The 16586-nt window shown below is 69.8% G+C and carries 17 protein-coding genes; 9 read left to right on the top strand and 8 right to left on the bottom strand.

Annotated elements, in window-relative coordinates; all coding sequences use genetic code 11:
- Positions 1-24: 24 nt before the first annotated feature.
- On the bottom strand, positions 25-930 hold the full coding sequence (locus tag ACGFY9_RS24365) for an NADP-dependent oxidoreductase (RefSeq protein ID WP_393757301.1): 906 nt from the start codon (positions 928-930) through the stop codon (positions 25-27).
- A gap of 114 nt (positions 931-1044) precedes the next feature.
- On the opposite strand from ACGFY9_RS24365, the gene ACGFY9_RS24360 reads away from it, so the two are divergent.
- The gene (locus tag ACGFY9_RS24360; protein WP_393757299.1) at positions 1045-1404 is read left to right on the top strand and encodes a hypothetical protein; all 360 of its coding nucleotides are present in this window, start codon (positions 1045-1047) and stop codon (positions 1402-1404) included.
- A gap of 272 nt (positions 1405-1676) precedes the next feature.
- Positions 1677-1805 carry a hypothetical protein gene (locus ACGFY9_RS24355; protein ID WP_393757298.1) on the top strand — a complete coding sequence of 43 codons (129 nt, stop codon included), beginning with the start codon at positions 1677-1679 and terminating at the stop codon, positions 1803-1805.
- Between the two features lie 73 nt (positions 1806-1878).
- Here ACGFY9_RS24355 and ACGFY9_RS24350 read toward each other — a convergent pair whose 3' ends face one another.
- The gene (locus tag ACGFY9_RS24350) at positions 1879-2709 is read right to left on the bottom strand and encodes a helix-turn-helix domain-containing protein (protein ID WP_393757296.1); all 831 of its coding nucleotides are present in this window, start codon (positions 2707-2709) and stop codon (positions 1879-1881) included.
- A gap of 194 nt (positions 2710-2903) precedes the next feature.
- Here ACGFY9_RS24350 and ACGFY9_RS24345 point away from each other — a divergent pair, with 194 nt between their 5' ends.
- From ACGFY9_RS24345 to ACGFY9_RS24335, 3 genes are all read left to right on the top strand, one after another.
- Entirely contained in the window at positions 2904-3299 is a 396-nt protein-coding gene (locus ACGFY9_RS24345; RefSeq protein ID WP_393757294.1) for an MmcQ/YjbR family DNA-binding protein, read from the top strand.
- On the top strand, positions 3296-3664 hold the full coding sequence (locus ACGFY9_RS24340; protein WP_393757292.1) for an MmcQ/YjbR family DNA-binding protein: 369 nt from the start codon (positions 3296-3298) through the stop codon (positions 3662-3664). The genes ACGFY9_RS24345 and ACGFY9_RS24340 overlap by 4 nt, the downstream gene beginning before the upstream one ends.
- Before the next feature lie 103 nt (positions 3665-3767).
- A complete protein-coding gene (locus tag ACGFY9_RS24335) occupies positions 3768-5081 on the top strand; it encodes a replication-associated recombination protein A (protein ID WP_393757290.1) in 1314 nt (437 codons plus the stop codon).
- An 848-nt stretch (positions 5082-5929) separates the two neighbouring features.
- Here the strand turns inward: ACGFY9_RS24335 and ACGFY9_RS24330 are convergent.
- Positions 5930-8041 (bottom strand): LamG-like jellyroll fold domain-containing protein, encoded by a 2112-nt coding sequence (locus tag ACGFY9_RS24330; RefSeq protein ID WP_393757434.1) that lies wholly within the window; start codon positions 8039-8041, stop codon positions 5930-5932.
- Positions 8042-8864: 823 nt separating this feature from the next.
- Between ACGFY9_RS24330 and ACGFY9_RS24325 the strand changes: the two genes are divergently transcribed.
- Positions 8865-9659 (top strand): SDR family oxidoreductase, encoded by a 795-nt coding sequence (locus tag ACGFY9_RS24325; protein ID WP_393757288.1) that lies wholly within the window; start codon positions 8865-8867, stop codon positions 9657-9659.
- Between the two features lie 197 nt (positions 9660-9856).
- On the opposite strand, the gene ACGFY9_RS24320 is transcribed toward ACGFY9_RS24325, so the two are convergent.
- Positions 9857-10555 (bottom strand): TetR/AcrR family transcriptional regulator, encoded by a 699-nt coding sequence (locus ACGFY9_RS24320; protein ID WP_393757286.1) that lies wholly within the window; start codon positions 10553-10555, stop codon positions 9857-9859.
- 170 nt (positions 10556-10725) lie between these two features.
- On the opposite strand from ACGFY9_RS24320, the gene ACGFY9_RS24315 reads away from it, so the two are divergent.
- On the top strand, positions 10726-11403 hold the full coding sequence (locus tag ACGFY9_RS24315; RefSeq protein ID WP_393757284.1) for an SDR family NAD(P)-dependent oxidoreductase: 678 nt from the start codon (positions 10726-10728) through the stop codon (positions 11401-11403).
- A gap of 32 nt (positions 11404-11435) precedes the next feature.
- Here ACGFY9_RS24315 and ACGFY9_RS24310 read toward each other — a convergent pair whose 3' ends face one another.
- The 4 genes from ACGFY9_RS24310 to ACGFY9_RS24295 all read right to left on the bottom strand — a co-directional run bounded on the left by ACGFY9_RS24310 (position 11436) and on the right by ACGFY9_RS24295 (position 14552).
- On the bottom strand, positions 11436-12923 hold the full coding sequence (locus ACGFY9_RS24310) for an oxygenase MpaB family protein (RefSeq protein ID WP_393757282.1): 1488 nt from the start codon (positions 12921-12923) through the stop codon (positions 11436-11438).
- The gene (gene uppS, locus ACGFY9_RS24305) at positions 12920-13633 is read right to left on the bottom strand and encodes a polyprenyl diphosphate synthase (protein WP_393757432.1); all 714 of its coding nucleotides are present in this window, start codon (positions 13631-13633) and stop codon (positions 12920-12922) included. Before uppS ends, ACGFY9_RS24310 begins: the two co-directional genes overlap by 4 nt.
- Positions 13634-13929: 296 nt before the next feature.
- The gene (locus ACGFY9_RS24300; RefSeq protein ID WP_393757280.1) at positions 13930-14349 is read right to left on the bottom strand and encodes a LamG domain-containing protein; all 420 of its coding nucleotides are present in this window, start codon (positions 14347-14349) and stop codon (positions 13930-13932) included.
- Positions 14346-14552, bottom strand: coding sequence for a toxin-antitoxin system HicB family antitoxin (locus ACGFY9_RS24295; protein WP_393757278.1), 207 nt, complete (start codon positions 14550-14552; stop codon positions 14346-14348). Before ACGFY9_RS24295 ends, ACGFY9_RS24300 begins: the two co-directional genes overlap by 4 nt.
- 28 nt (positions 14553-14580) lie before the next feature.
- Between ACGFY9_RS24295 and ACGFY9_RS24290 the strand changes: the two genes are divergently transcribed.
- Together ACGFY9_RS24290 and ACGFY9_RS24285 are read left to right on the top strand one after the other, a co-directional pair.
- On the top strand, positions 14581-15810 hold the full coding sequence (locus ACGFY9_RS24290) for an RNA-guided endonuclease InsQ/TnpB family protein (protein ID WP_393757276.1): 1230 nt from the start codon (positions 14581-14583) through the stop codon (positions 15808-15810).
- 133 nt (positions 15811-15943) lie between these two features.
- On the top strand, positions 15944-16582 hold the full coding sequence (locus tag ACGFY9_RS24285) for a hypothetical protein (RefSeq protein WP_393757274.1): 639 nt from the start codon (positions 15944-15946) through the stop codon (positions 16580-16582).
- Positions 16583-16586: the final 4 nt, after the last annotated feature.

Genomic DNA, 16586 nt, shown 5'->3' with positions numbered 1-16586 from the left:
AACAGGAGGAAAAGGCGGGCGTGATCAGTCGAGGGTGAGGACGAGCTTGCCCCGGACATGCCCGGCGTCGCTGACCTGCTGGGCCGTGGCGGCCTGATCGAGCGGGTAGGCGGTGACGGTGGTGACGAGCTTGCCGGTCGCGGCGTCCTGGGCCAGCTCGGCGAGGCGGGCGGGCGAGCGTTCCCGGCCACCGCTGGAGAAGGTGATGCCGAGCTGGTGCGCGCGGAAGTCGGCGATGGTGACGATGCGCTCGGTGCCGCCGCGCAGGGCGATGGAGTCCTCCAGGGCTCCCTTCCCGGCCAGGTCGAACACCGCGTCCACGCCGTCGGGGGCGAGCGCCCGGACCCGCTCGACCAGGCCCTCGCCGTAGACCGTCGCGGTGGCGCCGAGCGAGGTGAGGTAGTCCTGGTTGGCGGGGCCGGCGGTGGCGATGACACGCGCTCCGCGGGCCGTGGCGAGCTGGACCGCCAGGGTGCCGACCGCTCCGGCCGCGCCGTGCATCAGTACGGTCTCCCCGGCGGCGACGCCCAGCAGGTCCAGGACCCGCTCGGCCGTCTCGCCCGCCACCGGCAGCGCGACCGCGTGCTGCCAGTCGAGGCCCGCGGGCTTGGGGGCCACGGTGGTGGCCAGCGCGTACTGGGCGTACGAGCCGGTGTCCGACCAGCCCAGCACCTCGTCGCCCACCTGCACGTCCTGGACGCCCTCACCCAGGGCGTCCACCACGCCGGCGAGCTCGGCACCGGGGACGGCGGGGAGCGGCGTGGGGAACGCGGCCTCCATCGCCCCGGAGCGGATCTTGCCGTCCAGCGCGTTCAGCCCGGCCGCCCTGACGCGGACGCGGATCTGCCCGGGGCCGGGCTGCGGGACCTCGATGTCCGCCTCGCGCAGCACGTCCGTGCCTCCGAAACGGTCGAACAGGATGGCTTTCATGACGACTCCTCTCGTGTCGCCACCCATTTAGGTGGCTGGACACATAACTACCGTAACAGCAAACATGTGGCTAGCCAAGTATTTGCCGTCGCTCGGGCTGCGCAAAGAGCGGTCGTGGTCGCGCCGGTCTCTTCGGGGCGGCGGTCGACGTGGGAGGCGCCCCGCCGGAGTGCACCTTCCGCGGCCAAGGGCTACCTCGACTGGAAGCTGGAAGACGGGCCGGGCGGCCCCTGGTCGGCGGTGCGCGGCTTCCTCCTGGCCCAGGGCCCAGGGCTCAGGGCGGCTCGCGGTTGGCCGTCGGACAGCCTCCAGCTCCGCGTCCTTCTCCTCCAGTCGAGCCAACGGCTCGGTGTCCGGCTGTTCCGGCAGGAGGCCTGGCGCCCCGTACGGCCCGGTCTGGTTGTGAAGTTCCCTGCTGACGAGCGGTCGTTCAGGGCCGGTACCGCCACCTGTCCGCTTCCTGTGCTTGCGTGACGACCTCACGGTCCAGCAGGTTTCGCCCTTCGACGGCCGACGTGACCCGGGTCGCCCTTCTCGCGGGGAATGTGGCCGCGTGACTGAACGGCTCCTGGGCCATGAGGGGGGGCCGTAGTGCGTCGTCGGCCATTCCGCGTGAGTCCTGTACGCGTGGCCCTCCGTACTGGGCGAGCGGCGCGGCGGCCCGGAGGTGTCGCGGTACGTCGCGCCGGCCCGCGCCGAGGACCTCAGCCAGCCTGATCTGCGCCGGCCGCTTGTCCGAGGCGGGCGTGGGCGTCGATTTCCCCATGTGGGGCGGAGGCTTCCACGGGTTCGGCATGTCGGTGGGCCACGCGGCTGTGTCGTGTGCCTCCAACGCGATCCGCGAGGAGTTCATCCGGCGGGCTCTCGACAAGTGAGCGGTGCGACAACGCGCAGACCGCGAAGGCGGCCATCTCCTCCCGACGGGCAAGGCGCCTCCGCCGCGTTGCGTCACGCGTCGGACCTCGCTTCGCGGGCCGCGAAGGCGGCCGGGGTGAGGCCGGTGCGGTCGCGGAAGAAGCGGCCGAAGTTCGCGGGGTCGGTGAAGCCGAGGTGGACGGCCACCGTCCGGGCATCCCACCGGGCAGCTCCCAGCAGGCGCCGGGCTTCGAGGAGGCGCCGCTCGTCGATGAGTTCACGCACCCCCTTGCCGGTGGCGTCCCGGGCTGCACGGCTGAGGGTGCGGACCGAGCAGCCGAGCAGCTCGGCGTAGTCCGCGGCCTGGTGCAGCTCGCGGAAGTGCAGTTCCAGGGCGTCCAGGAAGCGTCCGTACCGGTCGGTGCGGCCCGTGCCGGCCGCGGCCGTGCCATCGAGGGCAATGTCCGGGGAGTTGGCCAGGCGCAGCAGCAGAGATTCGAGCAGGCTGCGACGCAGGGCGTGGTGGACGTCGAGGGGGCGGCGTCCCAGTGCGCGGTGTTCGTCCAGGAGCTGGAGTGCCGTCTGCTGGAGCCAGGCGGTGTCGTCGGGGTGCGGGCTGAGCACGGCGGGGGCCTCGTGCGCGGTGAGCGGGGCCAGGAGACGGGCGAGGTCGGGCCGCAGCACGTCCGGTTCGAACAGGATGAACGGGCCGCGGGCCGCGCCGGGCGGATGCCAGCACTGCGCGTGCCCAGGACGCACCCACAGCCACTGGCCGGGGGCGACCGTCCGAGTGACGTAGTCGACGTCATGCCGCAGCTCACCCTCCGTGACCGCGATGAGGTAGTGGAAGGTGGCACGGCCCGGACGGGGCGGGTTCCACGGCCAGTCGTCGTGCTGGCCGAAGAAGTCCTCGACGGTACTCACCTCAAGGCCGTAGGGAGTACCGACCGGGGGCTGGAAACCGTACCGCGGAACCGCAGCTGGTCCGGCCCGCCTGCTCGGCCCGGAGTGTCGCTTGTCGACCATCACGTGTCCGCAGCCTACCGCCCTCCCTGTCGGGTTCGAGGGAAGGATGGGACGTGCTGCCGCGACCACCCTCTTGAGGAAGGCACCGCCCCATGAACGGAACGGACCTGCACAAGACCGCCGTCGACTGCGCCGAAGGGCTTCCCGGAGCAGCGCTGGAGCATCCCTTCGGCCCCGACTGGGAGGTCTTCAAGGTGCGCGGCAAGGTGTTCATGCTGATGACCGAGGTCCCGGGGCGTTCCGTAGTGATCCTCAAGGCGGACCCCGGTGAGGCCCAAGCCCTGCGGGAGCAGTACAGCCACATCACCCCGGGCTACCACATGAACAAGAAGCACTGGATCACGCTGGAGGGCGGGGAAGGCGTCGACGAGGAGCTCGTCAGGGAGCTCCTCACCGACTCCTACCTGCTCGTCGTCGCTCAACTCCCCCGGGCCGAGCGGCCCGTCGACCCGCACACCTACGGCACCGGCGCACGGGCGGCCCGGTGAGCGCGGCCGGTGACCGGCTCCAGGACACCGCCCGCCGGGCGGCCCTGGCCCTCCCCGACGTCAGCCACGGGTACCCCTTCACCCCGGGACTCGACGTGTACAAGGTCGCGGGCAAGGTGTTCCTGATCGTCACCGACGACCCGGACGACCAGATCATCACGGTCAAGTGCGAACCCGAACACGCCCGCGCTCACGTAGGCGGCTACGCCTCGATCACACCGGGCCGCTATCTCGACAAACGGCACTGGATCTCCCTCGGTCCTGGTCCTGGCATCACCGAGCGACTGGTCACCGACGCGGTCGAGAACTCCTACGACCTGGTCACCAAGCGGCTGCCGCGACGCGACCGCCCCGGTGCCCGATGAGCGCCGCGAGCTTCCCCGAGAGCGGCTGAGCCCCCGCCTGTCAGTGTCCCGTGCAAGGCTCGTCACATCCGCAGACGCCCGCCTCCCACCACTCGAGAGACCGATGGAACCGACCGAAGCGACCCTGCCGCTCTTCGACGAGGAGCCCTCCCGGCCCCTCGCCGACCGCCTGCGCCCCACCCGGCTGGACGATGTCGTCGGGCAGGACCACATCCTTGCCCCAGATGCTCCACTGGGCCGCGCTGTCGCCCAGCAGCACCTCGGCTCCGCCATCCTGTGGGGGCCGCCCGGCGTCGGGAAGACCACCATCGCCCGGCTCCTCGCCGACGGCAGCAACCTGGCCTTCGAGCCGGTGTCGGCCACCTTCTCCGGCGTGACCGAGCTACGGAAAGTGTTCGCCGCCGCACGCAGCCGACGGGGCATCGGCCAGGGCACCCTGCTGTTCGTCGACGAGATCCACCGCTTCAACCGCGCCCAGCAGGACAGCTTCCTGCCCTACGTCGAGGACGGCACCGTCACCCTGATCGGCGCCACCACGGAGAACCCGAGCTTCGAACTCAACGGCGCTCTCCTCTCCCGCACCCAGGTCCTCGTCCTCAAACGCCTCGACGAAGCCGCCCTGTCCACGCTCCTCGACCGCGCCGAGCAGCTCACCGGCCAGCGTCTGCCCCTGGACGACGACGCCCGCCGCGCACTGATCGCCATGGCCGACGGTGACGGCCGCTACCTCCTCAACATGGCCGAACAGCTCCAAGCCCTCCCGGTCACCGAAACCACCCTGGACACCGCCGGGCTCGCCCATCACATCCAGCAGCGCGCCCCGCTGTACGACAAGGCGCAGGAGGGCCACTACAACCTGATCTCCGCGCTGCACAAGTCGATGCGCGGCTCCGACCCGGACGCGGCCCTGTACTGGCTCGCCCGCATGCTCGACGGCGGCGAGGACCCGCTGTTCGTCGCCCGCCGCCTGGTCCGCTTCGCGAACGAGGACGTCGGCATGGCAGACCCGCACGCCGTCCAGCAGGCGCTCGCCGCCTGGGACGTGTACGAGCGACTCGGCTCCCCCGAGGGCGAGTTGGCGATCGCCCAGGCCGTCGTCTACCTCGCCACCGCCCCCAAGTCCATCGCCGTCTACCGCGGCTTCAACGCCGCACACCGCGCTGCCCGGCACACCGGCTCACTCATGCCGCCCGCCCACATCCTCAACGCCCCGACCCGGCTGATGAAAGACCTCGGCTACGGCAAGGACTACCAGTACGACCCGGACACGGCCGACGGCTTCTCCGGCGCCGACTACCTCCCCGACGGCATGGACCGCGAGACGTACTACCAGCCCACCCGCAACGGCTACGAAGCCCAGATCACCGAGCGCCTGCGCCACTGGGCCGCTCTGCGCGCCCGCCGGCAACGCGGCTGACCACCCGGCCTCCGTTGGATCCGGAGCTCGCGCCCGTCGAGGAGGCGCTGGGTGCTGTTTTCCGACCCTGTCGGAAGTCGGGAGGACGGGAGGTCGTCGCTTTCAGCATGGAGCACCAGGGGTAGTGAGCGTCGAGGGCCGTCTTCAAGTGGGCGCGGCCCGTAGCGGAGCGGGCCGAGTAGAGGACCTCCAGTTCGTGGGGCGGTATACGCGCTTGTCCAGCAGTAGGCTGATGTCCAGAGCGCCCACGGCCACCAGTTCGCGGGCCTCGCCGAGTGCCCGCAGGCCCCGGTAGCGGGCCCTGGCTGCCCGCAGCGCGGTTGTGGGTGTCGCGGCGGGTGGACGGCATGGCGGCGTCGGTCCTTGCGCCGGATTACCGGCGGATCGTGGCGGTGCTGGAGTCGGAAGCCGGCCGGGAGGGCATGCGCTGCCGGCAACTGGCCGCAGCCCTGGGGCTGGAGGCCGTCCCGGCGAGGTGGAGGGGCTGCGTCACCTGGTGCGTGACTACGAGACGCTGCCGTCCAACAGCCAGGCCGGAACCGGTGGCAGCGGCCGCACCACCCGCCACTCCGCCTCCGTCATGCGGAGCCATGACTCGGGATGTGGTCCGGTCCGTCCGCCGCGATGCCGGACCTGTGCGCGAGGCAGTCACACGACAGGGACGCCGAGTTGGAGTCCACGCGCGCGGATGCGAAAGACTGCGGTAGCAGGGCCTCCTGGTGATCGGTTTGGTTCGCAACCCCGAACTGTCAAGAGGCCCTGCTGTCATGCATCGGCCCTCACGCGATCACCCGATCAGGAGTTCCGTTCGACCAGGCCAGTCCTGTGACCGACAAGCGGATGACGTCTCAGCACAGACAAGGATCCGTACCCCACCCCAGGCCCGAGATGTCGCCGTCCCTCAGCGCGCCGGAGTAGGCCTGTACCTCGTCCACGGCGCCATGCAGGTACTCGCCCCAGCCGTCGTCGGACCTGGCCCTGCCGATCTGGAGGGCACCGGTGCTGTGCCAGCCGTTGGGGAGGCTCGCGGTCGCCTGGGCGTTGGTGTAGCCGTCGAGATAGAGCTTGATCGTGTCGGTGGCGTCGTCGTAGACCACGGCGAGGCGATGGCCTTGGCCCTCGCCCCCGTCCGCGCCCACGATCTGGGACACCACCTTCTCGGGGGCTCCGGCCTCGTCCTTCTCCGGCATCACCAGTTGCCAGGCGTGCGTGGACGGCTCGTAGCGCACCTTGAAGGCGTCGGTGTGCTCGCCTGCCTGCGAGAGTACGGCCATCGGGTGGGCGGGCTCGGAGTCGGCGAGGCGTACGACGACGCCGAGAGTGAAACTGTCCCCGGTGTCCACGACGGGCCCGTCGGCAGCGGCGTACCCGCTCTCGCCGTCCAGCAGGAGATGCCCGTCACCGACGAGTGGCGGCGGCACGTAGGTGCAGTCCGGGTCGATGTCCGGGATACAGGAACTGTCGGAGCCCCGGTAGATCGAAGCCCCCGCGCCGAGCCGCAGCGGCGCGCCGTCCGACTGCTCGGGGCTCACACCGTCCGTCGCGTTCTCCAGCGACCAGTGGCCGAGCAGCTTCGGCTTGCGGTAAGCCAGTTCGGCTACCTCGTCCGGCACCACGACCCGGTCGTGAACCTGTACGTCACCGATGTCCCCGTGCCACTGGTCCCCATAGCCGGCAGCCCCGAGGGCGCGCCCGATCTGGAAAGCGCCGGCCGCCTCGGCGGGAGTCGCGTCGGCCGCGGTCCCGGCCTCGTGGCCGTTGACGTACAGCCGCGCCTTTCCGGTCTCGGCGTCGTACAGCCCCAGCAGATGGGCCCACTCGCCGGTCTCGGGGGCGCCGCCGGACACCTGCGCGCCGCCGATCGCGAACGACCAGGCGGGCCCGGAGTCCTGGTGGCGCAGCCCGAGGCCGAAGCCGGGCGCCCCGTCGGCGTCCTGGCTGACGACGGTCATGTTCCGGTCGGTTTCGGCGGGCCGTACCCACGCGCTCACCGCGAAGGTCTTACGGATGTCGGTCGCCGGGGCGTCCGGGGTGAGAAAGGCGTCGTCGCTGCCGTCGAGGCCGACCGTGGTGGTGGCCGTGGTGCCGGTGGGCGCCGGGCCGCCGAAGGTCACGCCGGTCCCGGCACGGGCGGCGGTGCCGGTCTCGGCGGCGGCCGAGCTGGAGTCCGCCGGGTCGTCCAGCTTCCAGCGGGCGACGGGAGCGTGGCCGGCCTTCACGTTGAAGTCGTAACGCGACTCCCCGCTGCTTCGGCCCGACCGGTCGATCGCGCGGACCGTCAGCGACTTGGGTCCCTCGGAGAGCGGCAGGTACGGAATGGTCACGGCCGCGCCCGGCCGTTCCGCGGAGACGGTGCCGTAAGGGCCGCCCGTGAAGCCGTACGTGTACGACACCACGTCGTCGGAAGGCGAGTCCATGGTGAAGTGGCCGTAGACGCCCACTCCGTCCACCCAGAACACGTCCTCCGGGTTGGGGTATTCGGGAGAGGTGATCGTCGCCTTCTCCGGGCTCACGTCGTCGTACACGAAGGAGCAGACCGAGCCGTCACCCTCGTCGCTCCAGGGGGAGGTCGCCTTGCCGTCGTTCGCGCGGACATGCCAGGAGACGACGGTGTTCGCTGGGATGTCGTTCGGCATCGTCCAGTACTGGCGCGACCCCGAGGAGAGAGTGATGGTGGTGTAGGTACGCTGCTGTTCCACTCCGGCCGCGTCCGTCCACCAGGCTTCGAACTCGCCACTGAGCGGGCTGGATTCGGAGGGCTGGTTGTCCTCCTCCGGGTCGTACAGCACCGCACTGAGCCTGGGCGGCGTCGAAACGTAGGGCGTGTTGTCACCGGTCGCGCACGGCTTGCCTCCCGACTGGAGGTCTTGGACAAGCGGCTGATTCGGCGGCAGGTTGTCCACCGCGTACGCCGTCCCGGCAGCCGTGGCCAACAGCGCCGCCGCACAGCTCCCCACCACCGTGCGTCTGCGTCTGCCTGTCCTTGTGAACCTGGTCAAGTGGCCCTCCCCTGTGAGTACTTGATGCTCGTGGATCACACGAGTGCCTGAAGCTAACAGAGCCCACTGACAGCACGGAAAGGGTTTCCTGGCCTCCTGGCCGACCTGTTCCAGAACCTCGGTGTCGTCGAAGCGGAACAAACAACAACGCCGGGGAGGCTCGGCAGGGGCACGGAAGTGCGGTTGCTGTTCGTGTTCGACCATCATCTCGTTGGACAGGGAATCCGCTCAATCCGCTGCTCGCTGGTTTGGCGGTTTCGGCGTACTGCTGACGGAGACGGGAATGCGGTTCCGCGCTTTGGTCAGCAGGCGCTCGATTTCGTGGTGCGAAGTCGCTGGTGTCGAGTCGCGGAAGCGAACGCGAGACGAAACGAACGGTCATCAAGGAAGAGAACGATACGGAGCGTGCGCGAATCGCTGCCGATATTGAGCGTGAGCGGATTCGGCGTGGCGGGACAGGGCAAGAGGAATTTCCTGACCCCTCATGCCGCACAGCGGTACCCAGGCAGTCGAGGCCACGTCCGCGCGGCCCCACGGCTCGACGGCGCCCAGGGGTGCGGCCGCCGCCCCGCGGGAGCGCCCTGCCGATTGCCTGTCTGTTCCGCTTGCTTGGAGTGCACGCCAAGGCCATAGCGTTGCGGGCATGCCGGTATCGCCAGGGTCTCGCCGGTGTCCCGGAAAGCTGCCTGACCTCTATACCGGCTGCATGGGCATGAGTTTCTTCTGAACCGAACCCCCGACGCGTCGACGCGTCATCCCGCACGACCAACGAGAAAGACGGAAAGTGGTAGACAGTCAATTCACAACGCACGCGGAACTTTTCGATCTGAGCGGAAAGCGCGCGCTCGTCACCGGTGGCACCAGAGGCATCGGGATGATGATCGCGCGTGGCCTTCTCCAGGCGGGCGTCCGCGTGGTCATCAGCTCACGCAACGCGGAAGCGTGCGCTCAGGCACAGGAACAGCTGTCCACATTCGGTGAGGTGCGGGCCATCCCCGCCGACCTGTCCCGCCACGACGAGTGTCGGCGACTGTCCGACCTCGTCACCGCCGACTCGGAGCGTCTCGACATCCTCGTCAACAACGCGGGCGCCCTGTGGGACGAGCCGCTGGCGACGTTCCCGGACGCGGCCTGGGACACGGTCGTCGACCTCAACCTGAAGTCGCCGTTCTGGCTGGTCCAGGAACTGCTGCCCGCACTTCGCAAGGCGGGCACCGCCGACGATCCGGCGCGGATCATCAACATCGGCAGCATCGCGGCCATCCACATCCCGCAGCGGCCCAACTACTCGTACTCCAGCAGCAAGGCCGCGCTGCATCAACTCACCAGAGTGCTCGCCAAGGAACTGGGACCGCAGCACGTCACCGTGAACGCCGTGGCACCGGGACCGTTCCCGTCGGCGATGATGGCTGCAACCCTCGATGAGTTCGGCGAGGCGATCGCGGCGTCGGCCCCACTACGCCGGATCGGCCGCGACGACGACATGGCGGGTGTCGCCGTGTTCCTCGCCAGCCGGGCAGGCGCATACCTGACGGGCGCCGTGATCCCCGTCGACGGCGGCATCGCCACAACCGCGTAGGCCGCCTAGGGGGCGTGTCGAAGCACCCGAACCCGCGGCCTTCGGCCATTTTGTCGAGCAGGCCCATCTGTGCGGCACAGCACGGTCGCCGGGGACCGGGGGGACTCCCGGAGCGGCTTCAAGTCCGCCGGGGGAGTGGTGTCGGTGTGGACGGACCAGTTCCGCACCCTCCGTCAGCTGACGGAGGGTGCTCAGGGTCAGCGGTTCTGGTCGGGCTTCTGTGCGGTCCTGCCCGCCGGGGCAGTGCGGAGCATGGCCTTGTAGAGGGCGTCGTGCTCGGGCGGCGAGGGCAGGGGGGCTCGCGCCGGGGCTTCGAAGGACTGGATCATCAGCGCGACGACGCGTCGCCAGGCATCGGGAGCGGCATCGCCGCAGGCGTTGACGACGCCGAGGTTCGCCATGTGCAGCAGCACCAGATCCGAGGGGTCGAAGTCCTCGCGCAGCCGGCCCGTGTCCTTGGCGCGGCCGATGAGCTCCACCATGCCCTCGTACGCCTCGTTGCGGCGTTCCTCCATGGCCCTGGCGGTGGGAAAGGTCATGGTCAGGACGTCGGCGAAGCCGTTGTCGGCGGCCTGCATCGCGCAGGCGGCCTCGATGTAGCCGGCGAAGCCGTGCCAGGGGTCGGGGTCTTCGAGGGCGGTGGCGACCGCGTCGGCGTAGGCGTCCATGCGGTCGGAGAAGACGGCGGCGACCAGCTCCTCCTTCGTGGGGAAGTGACGGAAGACGGTGGCGATCCCGACGCCCGTTTCGCGCGCCACGGAGGCCATGGACGCGCCCAGGCCGTCGCGTCCGAACACGGTGCGCGCGGCGGCGAGGATCCGGCCGCGGTTGCGCTCGACGTCGCTGCGCACAGGCTGGGCGCCGGGGGCGTCGGGGTGTCGGTGGCCGGGGTTCATGACGGGCAGTCTAGCAATCGGAAAGGCCTATCCATTTCCTGTGCTACGGTGGTCGCACCGAAATGGAAAGGGCTATCCGTATCGGAATCACGAAACGGATAGCCCTTTCCATAACGTCCCGTCCTCTTGACGCGTCCGTCGCCTAGACGGCGTTCTGCGAAAGGATCGCTGTGACCAGCATCGCCATCATCGGAGCCGGCCCCCAGCTGGGCCTGGCCATCGCCCGCACCTTCGGCTCCCAGGGCTACGACGTCGCCCTGATCTCCCGGAACCGCGCCAAGCTCGACGATCTCGTTGGCACGCTCACCGCTGAGGGCATCACCGCTGCCGCGTTCCCCGCGGACGTACTCGATCGCGACGCCCTCGCTCAAGCCCTCAAAGACGCCGCCGCGCAGTTCGGCGGCATCGACGTCCTGGAGTACTCCCCGGTGGGCACCATGGGCTCCACCGTGCTGACCACGCCGATCGAGACCGAACCCGCCCATGTGCAACACGAGGTCGAGTTCCAGCTCTACGGCGCCATCGCCGCCACCCGCGCAGTCCTGCCGGCGATGCGCGAGGCCGGCGCCGGCACCCTGCTCTACACCACCGGCGCGGGCTCGATCGACCCCGTCCCACAGGTCGGCAACGTCAACGCCGCCGCTGCCGCGCTGCGGAACTGGGTGCTCAACCTGCACAAGGAACTGGACGGCACCGGTGTGCAGGCAGCCCATGTCGGCATCGACGTGTCGATCGGCACGCCGGCCGTCCCCGGATTCCCGACCGCCCAGCCCGAGGAAATCTCCCCGGTCTACTGGGACCTGCACACCACCAAGCGCGACCAGGCCGAACTCGTCTTCAGCCGCTGAGGCCGCGCCTGGTCCCTGGTGTTCTGTCGGCTTCACGCCTGGGCGAGCAGCGGGTCGTACGGGGTCGAGCGGCGGCGGCCTGACATGAAGGACAGGAAGTCCTTGACGAACGCGCTGCGGGTGTACGCGCCGCCGGTAATGGTGTCGGTGCCGGTGGTGTCGCGGTGGAACGCCGTCCGGAACAGGGCCCGGTACTCGTCCGCGTCGATGCGCTGGTCGCCGTCCTTGTCGGTGACGTCGAAGAGGACCTCCGCCACTCTGATCAGCGCGGGTCCGGCCAGGGACGGGGCGGCCGCGGCGTACTCCTGGGCGCTGACCCGGCCGTCGCCGTCGGTGTCGAGGGCGCTCTGGAGTTCCCGCCACCAGTCGGCGTAGGCGTTGTAGAGCCTGGTCTCCTCGGGCTCGTCGAGGTCGAGGCGGGTGGACAGTTCGCGGGCCATGGCGGCGAGGTCCGGCCAGTCCAGGCAGCCGTCGCCGGTCTGGTCCAGCACCTCCCGGAAGAACTCCTCCGCGTCGCGCCGCATCCCTCCGGGTGCGGTGGGCTCGGGTCCCGGTTCCGGGGCGAAGGGCGTGACGAGCCGGAGGAAGGCTCCGGCTCGCCTCATCTTCTGGTGCAGGGCGCGGACGGTCCGCGCGCGGGGGTCGTCGCTGTCGGGGGAGAGTGACAGCAGGTCGGCGATGTTCTCGGCGCGGATCCAGCCGTCGGGCAGGAAGCGGGCCAGGCCGACGGTCAGGTAGGCGCTCTGCATCAGCGTCTGGGCGCCGGGCAGTTCGGGCAGTCCCGCCCGGCGGCGGAACGGCTCGGGCAGCGAGGCCACGGTGATGGCTCCGATGACCGGACCGCCGACCGCGCGGCCGAGTGCCCACAGGGTGGGCAGACCGTTCAGCAGTGGCGGAGCGGGAAGGTGGTCGAAGAGCTTGTAGAGGATGATGCGCATCGCCTCCGTGTTCTCCAGCTCCTCCTCCACCACCCGGTCGTAGTACCGCCAGAACTCGTGGAGCGTGGCGGGTAGTTGACCGGCTTCGTCCCCCAAGGCGCCCAGGAACGCCTGGAATTCGGCGTACAGCCTCTCCATGGCCCGTTGTTCCAGGGGCTGTCCGCTCAGCCGGAACATGGTGACGGTGCTCTCGAACAGCGTCGCCACCACCCAGGCGCGCGCCGCGGGGTCCAGCGCGTCGTACGGCCGGTCGTGGGCGTCGGTCCCGTTCAGCCGCGCGTGCAGCCGGTTGAGCCGCGCCGCCTCCCGCTGCCGTACGTCGTCGTCGGCGCCGAACATGCGCTGCAGGCTCAGGAAGGTGTTGTACAGCCTGCGCCAGGGGTGGGCCACGAACGTGGAGCTGTCGATCAGGGCGGCGCCGATCTGCGGATGCGCGGCCTCCAGTACGGTCGCCCGCACCACGGCCAGGGCCCAGCGAGGATCGCTGAAGGACTCGTCGAACTGCGAGCCCGGGCCGAACACCGGCGCCAAGTCTCCAGCCGGGCGCGGCTGTTGGGGGATGCCGGAACCTGTGTCGGTCACGATCGAGGTTCTCCGTTCAGGATGGGAACGACGCCGCCGAAACGGCGTTCGCGCTGCCGGTAGGTGTGCAGGCACTCCAGGAAGTGCGGCGCGCGGAAGTCGGGCCACAGCACCGGCGGGAAGACCCACTCGGCGTACGCGACCTGCCAGAGCATGAAGTTGGAGATGCGCTGTTCACCCGAGGTACGGATCACCAGGTCCACATCGGGGGTGTCCGGGAAGGGCAGATGGGCGGCGAAGGTCTGCTCGGTCACGCCGTCGGCCGGCACGCCGTCGCGGATCAGCGACCGCGCGGCCTCGACGATGTCCCGGCGCCCGCCGTGATCGAAGGCGACGGTCAGCGTGAGACCGCGGTTGCCGGCAGTCAGCGTCATCAGGTCGGCGAAGTCCCGGGCCAGCGCCGGGGGGATGCGGGGATCGGTGACACCGAGGAAGCGACAGCGGATGCCCCGCGCGTGCAGCAGCGGAGCGTGCTTGCGCACCACCCGGCGCACCAGCCGCATGAGGAAATCGACCTCGGCGCTCGGGCGCCCCCAGTTCTCGGTCGAGAACGCGTACATGCTCAGCCACTCGACTCCGGCCGCCCGCGCCGCCTCGATGACGTCGATCGCGGTCGTCTCCGCGGCACGGTGCCCGGACGTACGCGGCAACGACCGCTGAGCCGCCCACCGCCCGTTCCCGTCCATCACGCACGCGACATGCCGCGGCACCGCGCGCGGCCCCTCGCCGCCCGCCCGCCCGGCGCCGGCACCAGAACCCCCGACGGCCTGCCGAACTGTCACGCCCACCCCCCGACAGCGCAGCTCATCGAGCTGATCCGATCACCCCGACCGGTGATCACCTCAACCAGCGTGTCAGCGACCGGGGTTGTGCCAGGTGGGAGTTCGGTGACTTCACCCTTGGCACTTCCGTCCGAATCGGGTCCCCGGCTGAGCGGCCCAAGAGCGTGATCCCCGCCCCGGTCGAGCCGGGGCGGGGATCGGGGCGGAGTCTCCGGTCAGGGTGGTCAGTCGAGTTGGGTGACCTTCGGGGTGTCGCCGGCCGACGCGGCGTCCGCCGGGGGCAGGGCCGTGGGATAGACACGGATGCCGCTGATCGCTCCGTTGGTGTATTCGCCGTAGGCGCCGGAGGACTGTTTGCGGCCGATCTCCAGGGGACCGGTGGCGTTCCAGGGGGTGTAGGTCCAGTCCCTGGTGCCCGTCAGCCTGCCGTTGACGTACAGGCGGATCTCCTTGGCGCCGGCGTCGTAGACGCCGAGCAGGTGGGTCCACTGGCTCGCGGTCGCCTTGCTGCCGTAGACCGCTCGCCAGGCGGCGGCGGTCGTGTCGGTGCTGTGCCGGCCGAAGGCCCAGGACTGGGTGCCCGCGGAGTAGTACAGCTGGAAGCCGTTGTTCACCGAGTAACCGGAGGATGCCCCGGCGTTCACGCCGGGGAGGAATCCGGCTTCCCGCGCAGCGGGGCAGGAGAAGCCGAATCGCCGCCGGGCGATTCGGCGTCCAGCACGCGAGAGTTGAGGGCGACCTCGATGAAGTGCAGGATCTCGGCGTTGAGGGACCGCCGGTCGGCAGCGGCGCGAGCGGTCAGCCGCGCATGAAGTGCGTCGGGGAGTCTGAGGTTCAGTTTGACCATACCCTCAGAATAGGGCCATCATGGGGCCATGGCGACAGTGAAGGAAGCCGAGGACACCGGGCGCGCCCGGTGGACTTTCCGGCTTCGTGTGTCGTCCACCGCGCTCGCCGCCCTTGAAGCGGAACGGGCGCGCTGCCGATGGATCTGGAATGAGAGCTGCGCCAAGTCCCAGCAGGCCCACGTGTGGAACAAGAGCCGCCCTGAAGGCGTGGACAAGCGAACGTGTGGCCCTGCTCAACTCGACAAGATGCTGACCGGGGCGCGCACCGCGAACGCGTGGCTGCGTGAGGGCAGCTCGGTACCGCAGCAGCAGATCATCCGCGACTTCGCCAAGTCCCGTGCCAAAGCGCAGAAGGACATCAGGGCCCGGCTGCCACAGCGGCAGCGCGCGGGGATGCCGAAGTACAAGAAGAAGCACGAGGCCGACCCGAGCCTGAACTACACACAGCGCGGCTTCCGCCTCAAGGACGGGCTCCTGTACCTGGCCGGGGGCATCGCGCTGACCGTGGTGTGGTCGCGGGAACTGCCCGGGCCGCCCAGTTCGGTACGGGTGTTCCGGGACGGTATCGGCCATTGGTATTGCTCCTTCGTTGTTCCCGCCGAGGTCCAGCCGCTGCCCGGGACCGGTTCGGTGATCGGCATCGACTGGGGCGTGACGGAGACCGCGACCACCACATCCGACGCGCACGACCTCCCCCACGCCGAGCACGGCAAGAAGGCGCGGCAGAAGCTGACCCGGTACGACCGGATGATGGCCCGCCGCAAGCCCAAGAAGGGGCAGGCCGCCTCCAAGGGCTACCGCGGGGCGAAGAGGCTGCGGGCCAAGACGTACAAGAAGGCCGCCCGGCAGTGTGAGGACGCCGGCCGCAAGTGGGCCAAGAAGGTGGTCCGCGACCACGACGCCCTCGCGGTCGAGGACTTCAAGCCGAAGTTCCTCGCCAAGTCCACCATGGCCAAGAAGGCAGCCGACACCGCCATCGGCGCCACCAAGCAGGCCCTGATCCAGATGAGCCGCAAGCACGGCCGCGCCGTGCACCTGGTACACCCCGCGCACACCACGATGGACTGCGCGCACTGCGGAGCGAGAGCCAAGCACGCACTGCCGCTGGGGATGCGCACCTACACCTGCACCGCATGCGGAGTCTCCACCCCCAGGGACAAGAACTCCGCACGCGTCATGCTCGTCCGGGCTGGTCTCAACCCGGCTGGTGCCGATGGCAGAAGACCTCCTGGGGCGCCGCTCCAGGAGGCGGCCTGAGCCAGGAATCCCCCTTGTTTACGAGGGGGAGGATTCAATACCAGGTCTTCGTCGACGAAGCGCGCTCCTGGTCGGGCATCCAATGGTTCAGGAACGGGATTGACATCACGGACGAAATGAAGGACTACCGGCCATGACGAAGTTTCCCGGCGCCGAGGTCGGCCGTTCGTTGGCCGCGGCACTCAACGCCGAACTCGGCGCGGATTCCCCACACCGGTTCCAGGCTCCCCAGGAACGGCCGGGCACCTTGGCGTTCATTACCGACGGCCGCGCGAAGGTGAACGTGATCACCGGTAGCGACGCGTACGCTCTCTCGTTCCTCCGGGACAAATGGGGCTGGGCCCACGGAGGTACCCAGGACCGGCACCAGCTAGTGGAGGCGGCCCGGGCCTGGCTCGCCGGGACCGGACTGGAGGAGATGGCCGCGCGTTGGCCCTTCGTGGAGTTCTCGGAGCTGCAACTGGCCTATGAGCGGGGCGACGCGCTGGAGACGCAGTGGCGGATCATCCGCCGTGACGCTACGGAGTACTACCGCGACGTGGTCGAACTCGCCGCGGAGAATCCCACGGTGCGCAGGTTCTTCCCGGGCCTGGGGCACGACTTCCTCTTCATGCCGAACCCGTTCACCCGCGACATGCTGGCGTCGGTGACCTTCCAGAGACCGGGGCACTTCCGGCTCTACGCCCCCGGCCACCCCGACCCCCTCGACGAGGGCCCCCCGTCCACCGTGATCACCAAGCTCGCGGAACTGCTCGAAAACCTGGAAGACTGACGTC

Origin of the sequence: Streptomyces sp. NPDC048504, from assembly GCF_043200035.1 — a bacterium.
GTDB lineage: Bacteria > Actinomycetota > Actinomycetes > Streptomycetales > Streptomycetaceae > Streptomyces.
This window is presented reverse-complemented; position numbering and strand designations above follow the sequence as displayed.